This is a genomic window from Acinetobacter sp. SWAC5 (genome assembly GCF_003419885.1).
Lineage (GTDB): Bacteria > Pseudomonadota > Gammaproteobacteria > Pseudomonadales > Moraxellaceae > Acinetobacter > Acinetobacter cumulans.
The window spans coordinates 1-19,772 of sequence record NZ_QUWR01000010.1; the positions used below are offsets into that span (position 1 = coordinate 1).

Consider the following 19,772-nt stretch of genomic DNA (forward strand, 5'->3'; position numbering starts at 1 on the left):
GATAGTCTTTTTCAGATTCAATCAATAATTGAACCGCTCTTTCTCTGATTTCAGGGGTATATTTTAATTTGGTCATCGGAACATTCTCTCAGAATACTGAGTCTCCGACAAACCCGGTACGGTTCAAAATCACTTGAAACTGCTGATCATTAAAGTCAGTTTTTAGTAACTCAGCTGCATCTTTCTTGATGGCATGTGAAATATCTGTATCTCCTGTCGATTTTTCTTCTATATGAATCATGTTTTCGTCAGAAATATAATCAACAACATTCTCCAGCCACTTTATCTGTTTATTTTTATCTGTAGGCATATCTGAAGCTACAGAACGTATATGTTCAATATCCCACTTGTCTTGCTTGTATTTATTAAATTGAAAACGTGAGTTAGTTACAGGGTTAGCTAACAAGCTAGCAATATTGAACAGTAGCAAAATTGATCTTATCTTCTTGGGATCAGTCTCATAATTTAGCTCTGATAGTTCAGCTTCAATTAATACTTTAGATACCTCACTTAAGTTTTTACCAGGAAAGTTTTTTACAAATATTAGCTCTATAAGACTTTGGCGGAAAACATATTTACTTTTACAGGTTTCGCTTAAATCGAATATTGTTTCAATAGTTACCTTTTGTGCAACCAAATAGCCGATTAAATGGAACAGTGCTTTATCATTAAACCACTCTTCTAGAGTCATAAAACACATTTTTACCTTTAGCCATTCTTTGGCCACATCAACTTCACTATTTTTGCTCTGCAGCTGTTTATTAAACTGCAGAAAAACTTTGAGTTTGTCGTGTTCAAGAATCCCTTCACTATTTAGTCTTCTTGCTGCCAATGCCAATACAAACTCTATACGGTTCGAGGCGATTGGTTGATTACTCACAAAATACCAAAATGCATCATCCTGTAAGCGCTTTTCAATGGCATCCCACTCTTGAGCGATATTGAGCTGTTGCAGATGCCTTGCAGTTTGACCTTCGTGGAAGAAATTACTGGATTTTAAAAATAAGGCTTTAACTAGCTCAGCATTCACTAAAGGAATTTTTCCCATATTCAAACGGGTAAAAACATCCGTAACATTTTCTGCTTCAGCCAGTTGATACCAAATAATCTTAACTTTATTTAAGAATACCGATTCGATATCATTAATTCTATGCACCTTATCTTTAAACCATGCTCTGATATTAGAATAGGCTTCAAAGATAAAATGAAAGTCAATATTCTGATCTCTTTTATTTTCTTCTAATGAGAGCAAATATTCACGACTTTCTGGGCGTGTTTCGTATTCTAGTATATATAATTGTTTTCTAAAATCCTCGGCAAAACGGCTATTGAAATAACCCAAGATTAACAAAATTGTTGTTAATCTTTGCTGCCCATCCACAAGCTCCCATTGCTCACCTTTTTGTTTTACAACAACAGGCTGCAAACAATAAAAATCTTCCTCTACTTTAATTTTTCTATCACAAAACTCATAAACATCTTCTAATAGTTCAATAACCTGTCTTGCAGACCATCGATATCCTCTCTGATAAGCTGGAATAAAAAATGACATTGTCAACAAATCATTAATGGTTTTGAGGGTTAATTCATTATGATCAAGCATTTTTTCCCCATAAACTTCAGTTAGAAAAAGACGTTTTGTCATTATCAACAACTCACGCGTCATCATAATCTTATATGATTTTTTGCATAAACATTTAAAAATAAACTTAGTCCAAACCTTTCAAAGTTAAGGCACAATAAAAATTAGCATTTTAAAAGAAGTTCATGAATCGAGTTTTTAAAAAAAACTAAAAAACACATATAAGTGATTAAATAACATTAAAATATATTGTAATTTATTTATGAACTAGACTTTAGGTGAACATAAGTTAAATGATTTATACCTGACAATAACTTCATAACACAGTCATGGTTCAATCTTATAGTTCTACTGCAGCGATAAATACTTCCAGCGGTGCATTTCCTGCACCTGACGCCATACCTGTGCTGGCATTAATACAGGTACAGCCATGTTCTATAGAGCGCAATACTATTCGCCATGTCTAAACTTAGATTGTGGTGCGCATGCATGCCCGTTTCAGTCTTTGGCTTGATTACATCTTTCATGGATTTTTGCAGTTTTAGATTTGTAGGTTAGATCTCAGTTTTTATTCATAGTTCATGAACTTCAATTTTTAAAGCATATTGTATTTTAAATAAGTTTTTGAAAAAAAATATATTATTAAATTAATTGTGAAGTGTATTTCAAGTGAACATAAGTTAAATCTACACTTAAGGATAACTTGATCTCATTCTTACTGAAACGAAATTCAATAACTTATGAGATTTCTATTTTATGCCAATTTTTATTAAATTACATAAAATATATTAGCTATATAGCTAATAATTGATAAATAATATAATATGTTAGCTATATGGCTACTTTTGTGGTGAAATTTCTATGGCAAGTAGAGCAGAAATTGGGAAAAAAGTTCGTATCGAACGAAAAGCCCTCGGTCATACACAGCAAGAATTATCAGAATTGACTCGAATCAACAAAACCACAATCTCAGAGATTGAGAATGGTCGATTTACAGGTTCGTATGACATATTTGAGCGTGTACTTGATGCAGTAGGTTTACAGTTTGAAGTATTTCCAAAGCAACATTCACTCCCTCACTGGGATGAAATTGAAAATATGTTTGTGGATGATAGCGAATGAGTACGCCAACAAAACTTCCTGCCAAAATCACGAATATTAAGGTATGTGCTAATCAAGCTGAATTAGGCGTATTGACATATGGTTCAGTGCACCACTATCAGCCAACACAGGAAAAACAGCATGTATCACTCACGATGACTCGTAAAGGCATGGATGGTTTTTCTTCTGGTGCACTTCACCCAATATTTGCTCAGAACTTGCCTGAGGGTTTTAATCGACGATTCATTGCTGAAAAACTTGCCAGATATGCCAAAGTTAATGACATGTATTTATTGGCACTGCAAGGTAGTCAAGGAATTGGAATGCTCTCTTATAAAAGTGAGCTAGATTTACCCGAAACAGATTCTTTGAGTTTGAGTGAAATCCTATCTTACCAAAGTCATGAACCCCTTTTTCCACAGCTATTGGAAAAATATTATCTCAGAAATTCTCTGGCTGGTATGCAACCCAAGGTGAGCATACCAAATGCAAAAACTGTTCAAACAGATAGAACAGTTCAACAAAAGGATCTAATCGTAAAGTCGTTTGATTCAGAATTTCCATTACTAACCGTTAATGAATTTGTCTGTATGCAGGCTGCACGACAGTGTGGACTTAAGCCACCACACACTTACTTGTCTGAAAATTTAGAAACATATGTTGTAGAACGGTTTGATAAATCCAGTGATGGTACAAAACTAGGCTATGAAGATTTTACGACGCTCATGAAAAAGTCAAATGACCCAGATGCAAAATACTCAGGGAGCTATGAAACACTTTTGAAAGCGACATATCTTTATACTGGTAGTGTAGCTGAAGTTGAAAAAATGTATAAGTACATTGTATTTAATTGCTTAGTAGGAAATGGTGATGCGCATCTGAAAAACTTTGCTCTACAGTATTCCCCGGATATGAAAAACATTTTTGTTTCACCGCCATTTGATATTACGCATACACTTATATACGAATCAATTGATAATAAAATGGCGCTTAAACTCGCTGGAAGCAAAGCATTTCCTGAACTATCTCATCTCTTAAAATTAGCTGAAAGCGAGCATTTTAGAATTAGAAATCCAAGAGAAATCATAGAATCTTTTAGCGAAAATATATTAGATTATCTCCAAGTATCTAATGAGGTACAGCTATTTGATGGATTGCGGACATCTATAGAACAATCAATCTCAAATATTATGAAATCAAGCTCTGATTCAAAAAATTATCGACATGACAGAAAGAAGAAATTTGAATAGTTATATTAAATATGTAATTCATACACATCTATACAAGCAATGGGTCGTTGTTCTCATACGTCCATAAATACCTTCCTATCCATGGCACTTTCTGAGAAAAGTGAATTTTGAAATTGTGGTAATTTTTTTGAGTTTTATATTCTAAGCGTTAGGTCGTCATTGCCAATTCTTCTTAAAAAGTCAGCTCAACGTTATTAATTTAATATTGTTGAGCTCAGGTCATACATCTTCTTTGAAATAAAGATAAAAAAGAAAATTTAAATTTTATATGCTCGCATTAAAACATCAACTGCCCTTTCCGTTGCCGCTTCGATCCATTCTGCAGTGATGATATTTTCTAAATCAAAAGTAAAGATCTGACTAAATTCAGCATCCACTAATGCACGAAAATGTGCCTCAACGACACGTGGTTCAGCCTTCATCAAAATACCATCATTCATCGCTTTTTGAAAAACAGCGCACATCATACGTTCACCAAGCTTTGGGCCTTTTTCATAACACAACTGCCCAAGATTTTTATTCGATGCATTTGCTACCAGCATACGGCGTGTAGCAATAATATTTTTTGAATATGATACTGTAATCATTTGTTTTGCCATTATTTTTAATGCTACTGACAGTTCGTGCTTTTCAAATAAATCAAATAGTGGTGCGCCATGCTGCTGTTCCATTTCATACATCATAACATCTAAAAATAATTCTTCTTTAGATGGGAAATAATTATAAAGTGTGGCTTTGGATACGCCAGATTCATCACGGATCATATCCATGCTAGTCGAGCTATAACCTTGTTTTTTAAAGGCAGATAAAGCAGCTTTTAAAATTTTTTGCTTGGTTATTTCACTCTTTGCTCTAGCCATTCAGCCACCCCTTAAGTAATTTCAAAGCGTAGTCTAAGTTTGACAGTGTTAAACTGTCAAACTAAACTAAACCGTCTAGTTTAGTTATTGGTGCTATTTTGAATATTTCAAGTCAGACCAAGTTTGGCTGTCTGATGATTTTATTTCCTTTGCTGCATGGATGTATTGCTTCAGGAAGCTATCAAGCGCCTGCTGCAAAAGTATCGGCTCAGTGGAATTCATCACCTGATCCAACTTCAAACAGTGTTGAGTTCACTCAATTTTGGCAATCATTTCATGAGATTGCTTTAACACAATTGATTCGTACCACCCTTGAAAATAACCAAAGTTTAGTCAAGGCTTTAGCCAATATTGACGCAGCACGTGCAAATTTAACCACACAGCGTGCCAACTTATACCCTGCATTGTCTGGCAACGGCACTGTCAGCCGTGTGAAAGATACCAGCGGTCAATCTAATCAAAACTCGATTGGCTTAGATGCCAGTTGGGAAATTGATTTATGGGGAAAATATCGAAATCAAAGTGATGCAGCAGCTTCACGTTTACAAGCGCGTACCGCAGATATGCATAATATGCAGATTTCTCTGGCTGCTGAGATGGCGGATTACTATACGCAGTATTTAGCTTGTCGTTCGATACAGCGGGTGTACACAACAGAATTAAGTTCCATTCAAAAAACTGAAAAAGCCACTGCCCTTTTAGTTAAAGCGGGTTTTACAGCCCCTATGGATCACGCCCTTATTGTGGCAAATTTAGAAAACACACGCTCGAACAGCATAAATCAAAATAAACAGTGTGAAATCTTGATTAAATCAATGACGGCCTTAGCCAGTATTGATGAATCAGAATTACGTCAAATTCTTGCCCAATCATCACTTAAATTTCCGCTACAGCATGGAAGCTTTGGTATTAGCGAAGTTCCTGCCGATGTCATGCGCAACCGTCCAGATATTGCTGCTTTAGAGCGTGAAGTATTTGCAAGCTATGCCGAAATCAAAAGCGCTGAAGCAGACCGTTATCCAAATTTGAGTTTATCTGGTGTCATTAATGCTGCGTCATCTGGCGGAGCCAGCCTAAATACATGGTCAATTGGCGCAAATCTATTACAGCCGATTTTTGATGCAGGTAAACGTAAAGCTAGTGTTGAAAGCAATATTGCTAAATACAATGCTGCTGTTGCTGATTATCAGTCAGGTGTCATTAATGCTGCCGCTGAAATTGAAAAACAGCTGGTCACGATTCAAGCCCTGAAAAAACAAGAAAAAAGCGCACAAAGCAGTTATGTGCAATACCAAAAATATTTTAATGCACTTGAAATCAGTCAAAAAGCTGGCTCAGCCAACCTATTAGATTTAGAAGCTGCACGTCGTTCAGCTCTCAATGCGCAAATCAGTGTGGTGAACATTCAGCAGCAGCATACACAGAGCTGGATCAGCTTGTATAAAGCCTTAGGTGGCACATTCACGCCAAAAAAGTCAGTACATATCGCTCAAAATGGTGAAATTCAATGAAAATCTCTAAAAAAATGGCCATTTTGATCGGTGCCGTGATCATCATTTGCTTGGTCATTGCCTTAATGTTCAATAAAAAAGAAGACAAAAAATCAGAACAGAAAGCTGAAAATGCCGATCAGCAAGCATCCATGACAGTCAATATTGTCAATTTAAGTGAACAAATTTGGCCTCAAGAGTTTTTTGTGACCGGTTTAATTGCACCATACGAAGAAATTATTATCAGTCCCGAAATTAGTGGTTACCGCCTATCAGATTTGTAATACAAAGTTGGTACTTCAGTTAAACAAGGCCAGCTTTTAGCTAAACTTTCTGATCAAAATTTGAAGAAGGAATCAGCAAAACAAAAAGCAGCTGTGACACAAGCAGAAGTGAATTTAGAAAAAGCGGCTTCAGATGTACGCCGCGCAACGATTGTGGGTCAAAGTGGTGCCTTATCTGCACAGAAAATTGAAGAATATAAAATTAATCAAGAAGTTGCAAAAGCAAACTTAGATGCTGCTAAAGCTGAGTTAGATATGATTCAGCTTAAAATCAGTCAAACTTTTATTAAAGCACCTGCAAGCGGAATTATTTACAGCAAGCAAGGTGTGGTCGGCAATGTAGTGAGTGCTGGCACTGAACTGTATCACATGATTAAAAATGGCGTGATTGAATGGCGTGCAGAGGTAGATGCATCACAGTCGCATTTAATCAAAGCAGGAGATCTTGCAGAAGTGACACTGCCAGATCAAACCAAGTTAACTGGTACAGTTCGAACAGTCAGCCCTTCTGTATCCACTGATACGGCGCGCAGCATTGTATATGTAACTTTAAAAGGCAGTAAAACGGCCAATGTTGGCACTTTTGTCGACGGCAAAATTACTGTTGGTCAAAATAAAGCATACGTGCTACCTCAAACGGCAATTGTGATGCGTGACGGCCGTTCATATATCTATGTGGTCAATGATAAAAACATTGCCAATAGTCAAGTGGTTGAAACCGCACGCCGTAAGGATGGTTTTGTAGAAATTGTAAGCCCCTTGGCACTCAATTTAAAAATTGTTGAAACTGGCGGTGCATTTCTCACCAATGGTATGACCGTCAAAATTGCACAGAAAACGACCGCGCAAAATACGCAGCATGGAGTAAATGAATGAACATTTCCTCCCTGTCTATTAAAAACCCCATCCCAGCGATCGTCCTATTTATAATGTTGACGATTATGGGATTGTACGGGTTTATGAAGCTGGGCATTCAAGATATGCCCGACATGGATTTACCCACGATCACAGTCAGCGCAAGTTTAGAAGGTGCTGCACCTGAACAGCTTGAAACTGAAGTTGCACGTAAAATTGAAGACAAACTCACTTCACTGACCAAGCTTGATCACATCACCACAACCATTACTGACGGTTCTGTAAATATTTCCGTGAGTTTTGAACTGGAAAAAGACGTAGAAGTCGCTTTGTCTGAAGTCCGCAATGCGGTCGACGGAGCCAAAGCCGATTTGCCTTCAAGCATGAATTCGCCAACGGTGTCTAAAGTGACTGCGGCAGGCTCTAGCTTACTGACCTATAGCATTACTTCAGACAATCTAGATGAGCAAGACCTGTCTTGGTTTGTTGATAATGACGTCAGCAATGCCATAATGGCGGCCAATGGCGTTAATAGTGTTTCACGTGTTGGCGGTGTAGACCGAGAAGTACAAATTGACTTAAATCCGACGCTCATGGCGGGTTTAGGTGTAATGCCTTCAGATGTCTCTAAACAGCTTAAAGCTGTGCAGCAAGAAGCCTCTGGTGGTCAAGGACGCGTTGGCGGTGAACGTCAATCTATCCGTACCCTAGCAACAGTAAAAACAGCAGATGATATACGTGAAATTTCTATACCACTGCAAGATGGCCGTTATGTACGTTTAGATCAAATTGCACAAATTCACGATACTACAGCTGAACGTACTACTCGTGCTTATTTGAATGGCCAACCGATTATTGGTTTTCAGGTTGAACGCTCAAAAGGCTATTCAGATGTTGAAGTCGTCAAGCATGTCCGCGAAGCAGTCGTAGCATTTCAACAAAAAAATCCAGCCGTTAAAATTGAAGAAATCAGCAACAAAGTTGATTCCATTCAAGACAACTATGATGGCTCGATGACCATGCTGTATGAAGGTGCCTTGCTTGCAATCATCGTGGTCTTTATCTTCCTTAAGAACTGGCGCACTACGTTTATTTCGGCTGTGGCCTTGCCCTTATCGATTATTCCAGCCTTTGGGGTGATGTATTATCTCGGTTATTCGCTGAATGTCATTACCCTATTGGCGCTGTCTTTAGTTGTCGGGATTTTGGTCGATGATGCGATTGTAGAAGTCGAAAACATTGAACGGCATTTAGAGCAAGGCAAAACACCGTACCAAGCAGCTATGGAAGCTGCCGATGAAATTGGTCTTGCGGTGGTTGCAACAACACTGACACTTGTCGCGATTTTCCTGCCAACCGCATTTATGGGCGGTATTCCAGGCCTCGTGTTTAAGCAATTCGGTATTACTGCTTCGGTTGCGATTTTATTTTCTTTATTGGTTGCCCGACTGCTTACACCAATGATGGCAGCATATATGCTGAAACCAAAAAATAAGAAGGAAGAAACCAAAAAACAGCCAGATGGCTGGGTCATGCGACACTATAAAGCCATCGTAAAATTTACTTTAAATCATAGGAAAACCACGATACTCGGGGCATCTGCCTTCTTTTTTGTGACGCTATTTATTGGTATGCAAAACAGCGTCACCTTTATGCCCGCACAGGATAAATCACAGACCACGGTTACCGTTGAGCTACCTCCAGGCTCTACATTAGATCAAACATCGAAGGCTGCTGAAGAAGCCAGTAAAATCATCCAGCAAAATCCAAATGTAAAACAAGTTTTCAGTTCTGTCGGTACAGCTTCAAGCGGTTCTGGCATGGACAGCTCTTCTACTGCTGATGTGGCCTCAGCAACATTAACAGTGGAACTGACGCCGTATGATGAGCGCGATACCCGTCAAAGTGCAGTTGAGCAAGATATTCGTGAAAAATTAAAACCTTTGGCTGGCGTTAAAATCAGTGTTGGCGGCGGTAACACCGGTGAAAAACTTGATATTACCTTAGCCAGCGATAATGCAGATTTACTGACTGAAACAGCCAACAACCTTGAAGTGCAAATGCGTGGTTTAAAAGGCATTGGTAATGTCAGTTCTAGCGCTGCCATTGAACAGCCTGAAGTCCAAATCACGCCAGATTTTGCCAAGGCAGCACAGCTAGGCGTTACATCTGAAGCACTGTCTGATGCCATTCGTTATGCAACATACGGTGGCTACTCAACAACCTTGCCAAAACTGAACTTAGACCAGCGCCAAATTGCAATTCGCGTGCGTTTAGATCCATCTGTACGTAATGATTTATCATCAATTGCAGCAGTACGTGTGCAAGGAAGCAATGGTTCTGTCAGTTTAGGCAGTATCGCTGATATTCAAATTCAAGGTGGTCCTACTCAAATCAGCCGTATGGACCGTATGCGTAATGTCACATTGTCTATTGAACTAAATGGTTTAAGTATTGGTGAAGTACAAAACCAAGTGATGCAGCTTGAAGCAATGAAAAACTTACCTCAAGGCGTGAAACAGATTCAGCAAGGTGAGCTGCAAAACATGTCGGAAATGTTTAGTAGCTTTGGTTTAGCAATGTTTATTGGCATTGTCTGCGTTTATGCCGTGCTAGTGCTTCTATTCCATGACTTTTTACAGCCAGGAACGATCTTGTCTGCTTTGCCGTTGGCTTTGGGCGGTGCATTTGTTGCACTGTATATCTGCAGCATGCCGTATTCAATGCCAGTGGTCATCGGTATTCTGATGCTGATGGGGATTGTGACGAAAAACTCTATTCTCTTGGTGGATTACACCATTATTGCCCGTAATGAGCACGGTCTCAGTCGTTATGCTGCCGTAATGGATGCATGCACTAAACGTGCCCGCCCAATCATTATGACCACAATTGCAATGGCTGCCGGCATGATGCCGAATGCTTTGGGGCTTGGCGCTGAACCAAGCTTTAGACAGCCAACAGCCGTTGTTGTGATTGGCGGTTTAATTACCTCGACCGTGTTAAGCCTTGTGGTGATTCCAGTGATCTTTACTTATGTTGATGATTTACATCATTGGATTAAATCCAAGTTTAAATCTAAAGCACAAGTTTAACGATTCACTAAAAAAGGAGCTCTAGAGCTCCTTTTTTATGCATTTAAATACATCTAAATCTTAAAGTTTGGGCCATTAATATTTATAAAAATTTAACTCATCAATAAACTGCAATTTCCTATGTTCAAAAGGTTTAATTTGAAACCTTCTCATTTTTCAACTCGCTCAGGTTATAATAATGGTCTCCCAAAATATGATTGATCTAATATGAGCACCTCCAATGACCCTTTACACGGCAAAAAACTTGCTGACATTTTGGATGAATTATTGGATTACTACGGTGGTTTTGAAGGCTTAAGCCGAAAAATTGAAATTAGATGTTTTTGCATAGATCCAAGCGTTAAATCATCACTACGATTCTTACGTACTACACCTTGGGCACGTGAAAAAGTAGAAAGTTTATATTTGTATGTCTTACGCCAAAAAGCCAAACAGAAAGCGTAACGATTAATACCTACGCTCAAATAATCTTGTATAGCAGTTTATGTTTTAAGATAAAATGAAACTGCTGAATCCTTCTAGCTATTCCTTGCACGCAGTATTTTCGCCTCAGATTTAATTCGATCCATATTATGAGCAATACTTTTTCCCAGCATCCTCAAATTGGTGTAGTTACTACATTTTCTGAATTGATTCATCGTCATTTCGAAGGTCAAATGAATGCGCTCTGTTGGCAACGCAGCTTACAAGGCGACTTTAAAGAAATAGTCGAAAATCTCGAATTGATTGAAAATATAACCGAAATTTCTATAGATGATCTGATGGAATTAAAGCTCTCAGTGCAAGGTCATTTAGCTAGAGAAATCATTTTAAATGACATGCAACAATTAACAGCATTTGGTGCATCACCCTCGCTGAATTTGCTCAAATGTTATGAACGCGATGATGAATTCGATTTCATCTCAACCGATGTTTATTCTTTTCATGTCGATCGATCACCGATCGCTACCGATACCTTTTTATGTACATATTATGGTGCTTCCAGTGATATTGTGCCAAATGATCATGTCACACAAAAAATCTTAATTCCTGAAATACGAGAGCAACTCAAAGCTTTATACGATGGCCCAGAATCAAAATTTGATGATTTTTTAGCGGAATATTTTTTTGATTTACATTATCAGCTCAAAGAAAATGCTGTCCCTGTAAATCTAGGAAATGGTCATTTATGGCGTTTGGCGGTTGATCATCCTACACAGCCAGTTTTGCCTTGTGTGCACCGCGCACCTGTTGAAAATTCAGGTGAGTATCGGCTTATGCTGATTTGCTGATTTTAAATATTGATGGATCCTAAGTCCATACGATCCATTCTGTCTAATGAATGAACCGTATGGGTTAATGCAATATCGTTTTAATCTTGATTGATTAGTCTAGGTTATTTAGATCGAGCTGTATTAAGCCAGCGGTAAAGCACGGGCAATAGCACCAAGGTCAGCAAGGTGGAAGAAAGAATACCGCCAATCACCACAGTCGCTAAAGGCCGTTGTACTTCTGCACCTGTACCTGTTGCCAAAGCCATTGGTACAAAACCTAAAGAGGCAACACAGGCGGTCATGAGTACTGGGCGTAATCGAAGTACAGCGCCCTGCCATACGGCTTCATGTAATGGATATTTGTCCCTCAGCTCTTTAATAAAGGTCAGCATGACTAGACCATTTAGCACAGCAACGCCTGAGAGCGCAATAAAGCCAATACCCGCTGACATCGAAAGTGGAATATCCCTAAACCAAAGAAACAGTACACCGCCCGTTAAGGCAAAGGGTACGCCAGTAAAGACCAGCAGGCTTTCTTTCACATTATGAAATACTGCCATTAATAAAATAAAGATGGTCAGTAGTGCTAAAGGAATAACAATTTGCATTCTTGCTTTGGCAGATGCAAGGTTTTCAAATTGACCGCCATATTCAATCCAATAACCGCTTGGTAATGCATATTGTTTCAGCTGAGTCTGCATATCCGCCACAAAAGAACCTAAATCACGGCCTTCAACATTGGCAGTCACTACAATACGGCGTTTACCATTCTCACGGCTGACTTGATTGATCCCATCTACATTAGACACTGTGGCAACATTTGAGAGTACAATACTGCCACCATTTGGCAACTTTAACGGGAGTTGTGAAATCGTACTTACATTACGATCTTGATCATTTAAACGAATAACAAAATCAAAACGGCGATCGCCTTCTAAAATCTCCCCTACACTTTGTCCACCGACACTGGCTGCCACAGTATCCTGTATAGATTTAATGCTTAAACCATATTGCGCAGCCAAAGCCTTATCTATTTCAATATTTAATAAAGGTAAACCTGAAGTTTGTTCAACTTTTACGGCGCTGCTCCCCGCAACTTGCTGCATAATTTTGGCGATTTTAGTGGCTTCTGTATTGAGCACTTGCATATCATCGCCAAATATTTTAACGCCCACATCACTACGTACACCTGAGATCAGCTCATTAAAGCGCAGTTGAATCGGTTGAGAAAACTCACTGTTATTGCCAGGAATCGTAGCCACATAAGCCACCATACGGCCACGCAGTTCATCCACACTTTCTTTAGGGTTTGGCCATTCATTACGTGGCTTGAGCATAATATAACCATCGGAAATATTCGGAGGCATTACATCAGTTGCCACTTCTGCCGTACCTGTACGAGCAAATACAGCCTGAATCTCTGGAAATTTTTTCAACAGCAGTTTCTCAGCGTTTTCCTGCATTCTTAATGATTCTTCTAAACCAGTGCTAGGAGAGCGCATCAGTTGAACTGCAAAATCACCCTCACTCAGCTGAGGTGCAAACTCACTGCCAATTTTAGTGCTTAAAAGCCCAGTAATGAGCAGTAAACACAGTGCAAAAGTCATCACCACAGCCTTGTAATGAAAAGCTGTATTTAATATTCGAAGATACTGCTTTTTTAGCCAAGTCATCCAACTGCTTTCTGTTTCTTTAATTTCACCTTTTACCCAAAGCGCTACAGCAGCAGGTACAAATGTAATAGACAGAATGATCGCCGCCACAAGTGCCAATACCACAGTTAATGCCATCGGATGGAACATTTTTGCTTCTACTCCGCTTAAAGCAAAAATTGGCAAATACACCACTAAAATAATCAACTGACCAAATATCAGTGGACGGCGTGCCTGACGTGCAGCCAAAAAGACTTCTTTAAAGCGTTCATTTTGCGTTAATGGACGTTTCAAAATTTGCTGTGCATGGGCTAAACGTCGTATACAGTTTTCAACAATCACCACTGCACCATCAACAATAATACCGAAATCCAATGCGCCTAAGCTCATTAGGTTCGCGCTGATATTCTTTTGTGCCATGCCGGTTAAGGTAAACAGCATGGATAGTGGAATAACGCAGGCAGTAATTAAGGCGGCACGGATATTACCTAAAAAGATAAATAAAATGATGATGACTAGAATTGCGCCTTCAACCAAGTTCTTTTGAACGGTTTTAATCGCTTTCTCCACCAATGTGGTACGGTCATACACTGTTTCAATTTTTACCCCTTTGGGTAAGCTGGCTTGAATGTCTTTAATTTTGGAATCTACAGCTTTCGAGACAGTTCGGCTATTTTGTCCCATAGCCATCATGGCAATACCTAAAACCGTTTCTTCTCCGTTATAGGTTGCACCACCTGTGCGCAAATCATGCCCTATCGATACTTGTGCAATATCACCCACCCGAATTGGACTGCCATTAGGGCTGTCAATCATGGTGTTTTCAATATCTGAAATGGTGTTTAAGGTTCCCGGCACTCGAACTGTTAACTGCTGACCATTTTCTTCAATAAAACCTGCACCACGGTTTTCATTATTTTCCGTAAGCGCTTGCTGTAATTGTTCTAATGACAGATTCAGCTGTTGCATACGGTTTAAATCAGGTGAAACCACGTAGGTTTTATTAAAGCCACCAATGCTATTGATCTCGGCAACACCTTGTACACGCTGTAATTGCGGACGCACAATCCAATCTTGAATTTCACGCAAATCCATCGCGCTATATGCCGTGCCATCTGCTTTTTTGGCCTTGGGTTCAGCTTTAAGCACCCATTGATAAATTTCACCCAAACCTGTCGAAACGGGCGACATCGTCGGAGAAACCTGAGCAGGCAATGTCGACTGAACTTCCTGTACCCGCTGATTAATTTGCTGACGTGCCCAGTAAATATCCGTACCATCTTTAAAGACAATCGTGACTTGTGATAGCCCATAACGTGAAATTGAGCGGGTCAGCTCCAAATCTGGAATACCTGCCATTGCATTTTCAATCGGATAGGTAATCCGCTGTTCCACCTCTAATGCTGTAAAGCCATTGGCCTGCGTATTAATTTGCACTTGGGTATTGGTAATATCTGGAACTGCATCAATCGGCAGTTTTTGATAACTGTAAATCCCGACAGCAATCCATGTACAAACAAACAGCATCACCCAAATTGCATTTTGAATTGAAAACTGAATAATGCGTTCGAATAGACCTTCTGGCTTTGGCAAATTTGTGTTGGTATTCTCTGAATTAGTGTTCATGGCCAGCCTCGTCTTTTTCCAGTTCCGATTTCAGTAAAAAACTGCCTTGGGAAATATACTTTTGCCCTGCCTCAAGACCCGAAATCACTTCTAGCCATTGACCATCACTGGATGCTTGTCCAAGTTTTAGCGCTTGCGCTTTTAAATGCACTTGGCCTTTTTGCTCAGATTCAACAATAAAAATACTGTCTTTGCCCTCTATGCTTTGCACGGCGGACTTTTGCACCCGTAATGCATTCTTAGTACCTGAATCTGCCAATAGCACATTGACCATCACATTTGGGCGAAGCTCAGCAGATTGTTGTTTTAATTTGGCGCGTACCACCAAACGTCCAGTTTGTACATCTGCCTGTGAAGTCAGGCTTTGTACTTCTGCGCTATAGAGCTGATCTGAACTATTGATTTTGAAAGAGACGATTTGACCCGTTTGTAATTGTGCGGAATATTGATGAGCTAAGTTAAATTCCAGCCACAAATCTTTAAGCTGTTCGATGGTGAACAATTGGTCTGCCAATTGCACATTTTCACCCACCACAATATCTTTTTGACTAATCACGCCAGCAATGGGCGCGCGAATAATAAATCGCCCATTTTGACCGCTATTTGCGCCCAAAGCTTTCAAGCGCGATTGTGCTGACTGTACGCTAATTTGAGCCTGACGATAGGCATTTTCGGCACGCTGATAATCTTGCTTGGCAGAAATTCCTTGAGACCATAGCTTTTGCTCACGCTGATAATCTTGACGGGCTAAATCTAAATTGGCTTCAGCCATACGTAAATTGGCTTGCTGATCAATCAATTCAGGCACTGACAGCACAGCTAAGGTCTGCCCTTTTTGTACGGTTTGACCGAGTGCTACACTCACTTGTTCGACATGACCGCTGAAGTTTGGGGAAATATGTGCCTGTTGATCTGTATTCACGGCCAATTTACCTGGCAATTGAATAATATTTTCGACCAGACCATTTTCCGCAGTCGCCATTTTAATACCTTGTTCCACCATTTGTTGAGCGGTGAGTTGCAGTTCACCTTCTTCCGCATGTTCTGCTTCAGCATCATTCTTTTTGGCTTCGCTATTTTCACCTTCAGACTCAGTTTTATCGGCATTGGATTTATTTGTACTTAACCAAATAGCAGTACACAGCATCAACGTTAAGCCAATCAAAACTGCAATCATCAAAGGCTGTGAAATTTTTCCATCTTGTTTAATTTTCATGTGATTAACTGCCTTATTGTGCTGATGCGCTGTTGATGAGATTTTGGGATGCCTCAATGGCTTTTTTATTTAGTTGGCTATAAGCATCTGAACGGCTGATTTCTTCATAACTGGTTCCAATACTTAAGGCTTCAGCACTGAGTGCGCTCTGCCAAGCCTGCGCCAAAATTTGCATTTGGCTAAGTCGAAGGTCTTGGAGTTGTTTTGTGGTTTGCTGTACATCTGTAATGGCAAATTTACCTGCCTGAAAACCTTGCAAAGTTCGGTTTTGAACCTTTTCAGCCAAGCCAATCTGACTGCCTGTGGTATCAAACTGCGTACGCAGACCTTTAAGCTGGTGAACGTTGTTGGCAATATCCAAAACTTGCTGTTTTAACTCACGCTGTTGCTGATGATTTAATAAAATTTGCTGTTTTTGCGCCATTGGGATGGCATATTGCTGGCGGTTAAAAATATTGAGCGGAATATCCACACCAAGCACCAAGGCCGTATCATTGGCGTCAGTTGAAGACTTAGTACGTGACATGCCCATATTTAGGGTTGGGTTTGGACGTGCTTGAGCTTTTAAATGTTCAATTTGCTGATTTGCCTGCTGAATATTCAAGGCATACAATTTTTGTAACCAGCCTTCCGATAAATTACGCTCAACTAAACTTTGGCTCTGTTCAGGCCACGGTGTAACACTGTTATTCAACGCGATTTGCGAGGTGGTTTCACCCCATAAATTAGAAAGCTGACGCGCCGCAGTTTGCTGTTTTAAAACTGCCTGTTGATATAGACGTTGTATTTCCAAAGCTTCAATTTGAGCACGCTCCACATCCACCAAAGCTATACTGCCTGCTTGATAACGTTTTTGTGCACTGTCCAAATTAGATTTGCTGAGTTTGAGCTGTGTAGCGTAAATCGATTGCTCATTTTGAGCGATGGCTAGCTGTGACCATGCAAACTTCACAATCAGCTGACTTTGCGCATTCCAAATTTGCTGTTGCAACTGAATTTGCTGTGCAGAGGTACTCGCGAGTGCTTGATTGATTTTACGCTGACCGAATACATCCATTGGCTGGCTGATTCCGATACTGAGCTCTTGATCTTGATTTTTACCAAAACCATTTTGTTCAATCGATAGGCTTGGGTTCTGCCAGAGCTTGCTTTGGCGCATATTAAAATCAGAGATTTGCTGTTGTTGTTGCCAAATATCTGTTTGGGCTTGGTAGTTTTGTACTTTGGCAAATGCAGATTCAAAACTGCTGACATTTTCTGCAAAAGTACTTTGTAAGGCCGTCGAAATACCGACAGCTAAGCCTAGACGTATAAACGCCATAAAATATAAAGACATGATTTTTCCCACTCATTTATTAAAAAAAGTGGCGGGAATGTTTTAGGCTACCCCGCCATTAGCGGGGCATAAACAGGAGGAGGTGTTTGCAGTAATAAATCAGGGGCTTGATAAAGATTCTTCCAAACAAATTTTGGCGAATATTCAAAGGCCTGATGTGCAATAAAAAGAATCGATTGTTGATTTTGCACAATCAAATGCGTCATAGACGGCAAATGGTCTTGATGATCTTCACCGAGTTGCAAATCGTTAGCGGTATTTTTGACTGGTTTGCTACTGGATTCAGATGCTTGATGCAACGAATGCTGTAGATTTTTTTCACTGCTGACGCATAAGGTATTTTGATGATGACCAAAGTGATAGCTTTGTAAAACTGGGGTTTGCTCTTCATGCACACAGAAAGCAGCTGCCACGTTCCAAAGGCTTTGGAACATGAACAATCCGACTAAGACTGTTATCCATGTAGCAGAACGCATATTGCATCAATCAAGAAAATTTTAACGATTATAAAGCTTGGGCAAAGTCATAGGTTAAGTATTTCGTATTATTTATATTGCATTCCGCTTTGTAGTTCACTTAGACCTCCTTCAAATTAGGCAATTCAATATTAGCAATGTGCCGCGCTTCTGCTTGATCTAAGCCCAATGCACACAAAATTAGCTCGGCAGATTCAGAACCAATGTCCCGCCATGTTTTAAAGCCTTCTAGCACCAAAAACATAGATGAAAGTACCGTCCCAGCAATCATGCTCATGACTGCAAAAATTTGTTTGCCTTCTATGTTATAGCGTGCTGAATCTAAACCTTTTTGAACATCTGACAATGGCGATGATTCACCTGTCCAAAGTCCCATTAATGACTTAGAGCTAAAGGCAAATTTACATAAAAAACGCCCCCAATCAGGTTCTTCATGGGCACGGCGCATATACATACGAATACCAAAAGAAATTCGCTTGGCAGCATCTTCCTCTGCACCTAAGGTTTTGATGACACGGGCATTCATTTCATTTGAAAGCTGTGAGGCAATATCTTCAAATAAGCTGTCTGGACGTAGCCCATTATTATAAATTGTGCCACGTGCCACACCCGAAACTTCTGCCAATTCACTGACTGTAATTGCACTTGAACCTTTTTCTGCAAATAAACGTAATGCAGCACGATGGATTCTTTTTTGTGACGCAGAAATTGCCATATAGCAAACCTTTTGAACAAAAAGCTTAAATTTGAACAAATATTAGCATAGTTATTTAAAAATATATGGCATTCATACACTGAAGCGATGATTAATAAATCCATCATTTCCATGCGTGATTTCATTTATACATAGCTCTTTACCCAATGCTCACTATGTTCCCAAAGTTGTTCTGCCAATTGCATATCTTGTGCAACTGCTGAGGATTGAACCACTTTAGATTGTTCATAATACAAGCCTGATTCACCTGCGAGTTGTGCTTTAGTTGCACAGTGCAAAGAGGTTGCTGCACCTTGTTCAGGCGTCAATAAAAAGCGATTCATTACTTTATGCAAAGGTTTAGGCAAACTGCGCCATATATCTGTGGCTACAATCCCTGGGTGTACGGCGTAAACGGTTACCCCTGTACTGTATAAACGTCTAGAAAGCTCTTTCACAAATAAAACATTGGCAAGCTTAGCTGTACAATATTCTTGCATAGCACCGAGACTATTTGCAGGCTGTAATAGTTTTTCAAAATTAATATTTTTAGCATGTCGATGGGCTTTACTCGCCACCACAACCACTCGTGCAGGCGCAGATTGAATGAGTTTTTCAGTCAGTAATTTAACCAACAAAAAATGTCCGATGTGACATACACCGAAAGTATATTCAAAACCCGATTGGGTTAAACCCTTTTGCCCTGCAACACCTGCATTTGCAATCAATAGATGCAAATCTAAATTACGACTGAGAAAATTCTCAGCACAGGCTTTTACGGAGTTTAAATCACTCAGTTCTAATTGAATAAATTCCGCTTTGGCAGTTTGATCGGACAATTGATCAATTTCATCTAATACGGGTTTTGCTTTCGCAAAATTACGACAAGTGATAAAGACATGATAGCCCTGTAGTGCCAACTGTTTAGCCGTTTCTCTACCAATGCCTGAATTGGCGCCTGTAATCAATGCAACCTTGCCATTGAGTTTGACCTGACTCATTTTA

At 39.6% G+C, this 19,772-nt stretch carries 15 protein-coding genes and 2 pseudogenes; 8 read left to right on the forward strand and 9 right to left on the reverse strand.

Translation table 11 applies throughout. The features are described from left to right. Nucleotides 1-88: 88 nt before the first annotated feature. Both DYI81_RS08640 and DYI81_RS18100 read right to left on the reverse strand, forming a co-directional pair. Complete coding sequence (locus DYI81_RS08640; protein WP_205669740.1) at nucleotides 89-1,645, reverse strand: DUF262 domain-containing protein; 1,557 nt, start codon at nucleotides 1,643-1,645, stop codon at nucleotides 89-91. A gap of 283 nt (nucleotides 1,646-1,928) precedes the next feature. Further along, nucleotides 1,929-2,115: pseudogene (locus DYI81_RS18100) on the reverse strand (4-hydroxy-2-oxovalerate aldolase); the annotation flags it as partial. A 328-nt stretch (nucleotides 2,116-2,443) separates the two neighbouring features. Between DYI81_RS18100 and DYI81_RS08650 the strand changes: the two are divergent. Together DYI81_RS08650 and DYI81_RS08655 are read left to right on the forward strand one after the other, a co-directional pair. Further along, complete coding sequence (locus DYI81_RS08650; RefSeq protein WP_106984310.1) at nucleotides 2,444-2,704, forward strand: helix-turn-helix transcriptional regulator; 261 nt, start codon at nucleotides 2,444-2,446, stop codon at nucleotides 2,702-2,704. Further along, nucleotides 2,701-3,933 (forward strand): type II toxin-antitoxin system HipA family toxin, encoded by a 1,233-nt coding sequence (locus DYI81_RS08655; RefSeq protein WP_106984311.1) that lies wholly within the window; start codon nucleotides 2,701-2,703, stop codon nucleotides 3,931-3,933. The genes DYI81_RS08650 and DYI81_RS08655 overlap by 4 nt, the downstream gene beginning before the upstream one ends. Before the next feature lie 257 nt (nucleotides 3,934-4,190). Here the strand turns inward: DYI81_RS08655 and DYI81_RS08660 are convergent, their stop codons facing one another. Beyond that, entirely contained in the window at nucleotides 4,191-4,793 is a 603-nt protein-coding gene (locus DYI81_RS08660; protein WP_117007312.1) for a TetR/AcrR family transcriptional regulator, read from the reverse strand. A gap of 98 nt (nucleotides 4,794-4,891) precedes the next feature. Between DYI81_RS08660 and DYI81_RS08665 the strand changes: the two genes are divergently transcribed. The 6 genes and pseudogenes from DYI81_RS08665 to DYI81_RS08690 all read left to right on the forward strand — a co-directional run bounded on the left by DYI81_RS08665 (nucleotide 4,892) and on the right by DYI81_RS08690 (nucleotide 11,785). Continuing rightward, nucleotides 4,892-6,304, forward strand: a complete 1,413-nt coding sequence (locus DYI81_RS08665) for an efflux transporter outer membrane subunit (protein ID WP_147316030.1) — start codon at nucleotides 4,892-4,894, stop codon at nucleotides 6,302-6,304. Beyond that, complete coding sequence (locus tag DYI81_RS08670; protein WP_117007314.1) at nucleotides 6,301-6,567, forward strand: hypothetical protein; 267 nt, start codon at nucleotides 6,301-6,303, stop codon at nucleotides 6,565-6,567. Before DYI81_RS08665 ends, DYI81_RS08670 begins: the two co-directional genes overlap by 4 nt. 15 nt (nucleotides 6,568-6,582) lie before the next feature. Next, nucleotides 6,583-7,443 (forward strand): annotated as a pseudogene (locus tag DYI81_RS08675) (efflux RND transporter periplasmic adaptor subunit); the annotation flags it as partial. Beyond that, a complete protein-coding gene (locus DYI81_RS08680; protein ID WP_117007316.1) occupies nucleotides 7,440-10,514 on the forward strand; it encodes an efflux RND transporter permease subunit in 3,075 nt (1,024 codons plus the stop codon). The pseudogene DYI81_RS08675 and the gene DYI81_RS08680, both read left to right, overlap by 4 nt. A gap of 207 nt (nucleotides 10,515-10,721) precedes the next feature. Continuing rightward, nucleotides 10,722-10,958 carry a VF530 family protein gene (locus DYI81_RS08685; protein ID WP_078193741.1) on the forward strand — a complete coding sequence of 79 codons (237 nt, stop codon included), beginning with the start codon at nucleotides 10,722-10,724 and terminating at the stop codon, nucleotides 10,956-10,958. A 128-nt stretch (nucleotides 10,959-11,086) separates the two neighbouring features. Beyond that, nucleotides 11,087-11,785 (forward strand): DUF1826 domain-containing protein, encoded by a 699-nt coding sequence (locus tag DYI81_RS08690; protein WP_117007317.1) that lies wholly within the window; start codon nucleotides 11,087-11,089, stop codon nucleotides 11,783-11,785. Nucleotides 11,786-11,889: 104 nt separating this feature from the next. Here the strand turns inward: DYI81_RS08690 and DYI81_RS08695 are convergent, their stop codons facing one another. The 6 genes from DYI81_RS08695 to DYI81_RS08720 all read right to left on the reverse strand — a co-directional run bounded on the left by DYI81_RS08695 (nucleotide 11,890) and on the right by DYI81_RS08720 (nucleotide 19,768). Next, on the reverse strand, nucleotides 11,890-15,045 hold the full coding sequence (locus tag DYI81_RS08695) for a CusA/CzcA family heavy metal efflux RND transporter (RefSeq protein WP_117007318.1): 3,156 nt from the start codon (nucleotides 15,043-15,045) through the stop codon (nucleotides 11,890-11,892). Continuing rightward, nucleotides 15,035-16,261, reverse strand: a complete 1,227-nt coding sequence (locus tag DYI81_RS08700) for an efflux RND transporter periplasmic adaptor subunit (RefSeq protein ID WP_117007319.1) — start codon at nucleotides 16,259-16,261, stop codon at nucleotides 15,035-15,037. Before DYI81_RS08700 ends, DYI81_RS08695 begins: the two co-directional genes overlap by 11 nt. A gap of 13 nt (nucleotides 16,262-16,274) precedes the next feature. Beyond that, entirely contained in the window at nucleotides 16,275-17,597 is a 1,323-nt protein-coding gene (locus tag DYI81_RS08705) for a TolC family protein (protein WP_117007320.1), read from the reverse strand. Nucleotides 17,598-17,644: 47 nt separating this feature from the next. Further along, nucleotides 17,645-18,073, reverse strand: a complete 429-nt coding sequence (locus DYI81_RS08710; protein ID WP_205669741.1) for a cation efflux protein, CzcI-like — start codon at nucleotides 18,071-18,073, stop codon at nucleotides 17,645-17,647. A gap of 100 nt (nucleotides 18,074-18,173) precedes the next feature. Then, nucleotides 18,174-18,788: a TetR/AcrR family transcriptional regulator gene (locus DYI81_RS08715; RefSeq protein WP_117007322.1), complete on the reverse strand. Its 615-nt coding sequence runs from the start codon at nucleotides 18,786-18,788 to the stop codon at nucleotides 18,174-18,176. A 125-nt stretch (nucleotides 18,789-18,913) separates the two neighbouring features. Continuing rightward, nucleotides 18,914-19,768, reverse strand: a complete 855-nt coding sequence (locus tag DYI81_RS08720; protein ID WP_117007323.1) for an SDR family oxidoreductase — start codon at nucleotides 19,766-19,768, stop codon at nucleotides 18,914-18,916. Nucleotides 19,769-19,772 lie beyond the last annotated feature (4 nt).

Excerpts from the sequence above, each read along its gene's own strand:
- DYI81_RS08640 (WP_205669740.1), bottom strand. The coding sequence starts at position 1,645 with ATGACAAAACGTCTTTTTCTAACTGAAGTTTATGGGGAAAAAATGCTT.
- DYI81_RS08650 (WP_106984310.1), top strand. The coding sequence starts at position 2,444 with ATGGCAAGTAGAGCAGAAATTGGGAAAAAAGTTCGTATCGAACGAAAA.
- DYI81_RS08655 (WP_106984311.1), top strand. The coding sequence starts at position 2,701 with ATGAGTACGCCAACAAAACTTCCTGCCAAAATCACGAATATTAAGGTA.
- DYI81_RS08660 (WP_117007312.1), bottom strand. The coding sequence starts at position 4,793 with ATGGCTAGAGCAAAGAGTGAAATAACCAAGCAAAAAATTTTAAAAGCT.
- DYI81_RS08670 (WP_117007314.1), top strand. The coding sequence starts at position 6,301 with ATGAAAATCTCTAAAAAAATGGCCATTTTGATCGGTGCCGTGATCATC.
- DYI81_RS08680 (WP_117007316.1), top strand. The coding sequence starts at position 7,440 with ATGAACATTTCCTCCCTGTCTATTAAAAACCCCATCCCAGCGATCGTC.
- DYI81_RS08685 (WP_078193741.1), top strand. The coding sequence starts at position 10,722 with ATGAGCACCTCCAATGACCCTTTACACGGCAAAAAACTTGCTGACATT.
- DYI81_RS08690 (WP_117007317.1), top strand. The coding sequence starts at position 11,087 with ATGAGCAATACTTTTTCCCAGCATCCTCAAATTGGTGTAGTTACTACA.
- DYI81_RS08695 (WP_117007318.1), bottom strand. The coding sequence starts at position 15,045 with ATGAACACTAATTCAGAGAATACCAACACAAATTTGCCAAAGCCAGAA.
- DYI81_RS08700 (WP_117007319.1), bottom strand. The coding sequence starts at position 16,261 with ATGAAAATTAAACAAGATGGAAAAATTTCACAGCCTTTGATGATTGCA.
- DYI81_RS08705 (WP_117007320.1), bottom strand. The coding sequence starts at position 17,597 with ATGTCTTTATATTTTATGGCGTTTATACGTCTAGGCTTAGCTGTCGGT.
- DYI81_RS08710 (WP_205669741.1), bottom strand. The coding sequence starts at position 18,073 with ATGCGTTCTGCTACATGGATAACAGTCTTAGTCGGATTGTTCATGTTC.
- DYI81_RS08715 (WP_117007322.1), bottom strand. The coding sequence starts at position 18,788 with ATGGCAATTTCTGCGTCACAAAAAAGAATCCATCGTGCTGCATTACGT.
- DYI81_RS08720 (WP_117007323.1), bottom strand. The coding sequence starts at position 19,768 with ATGAGTCAGGTCAAACTCAATGGCAAGGTTGCATTGATTACAGGCGCC.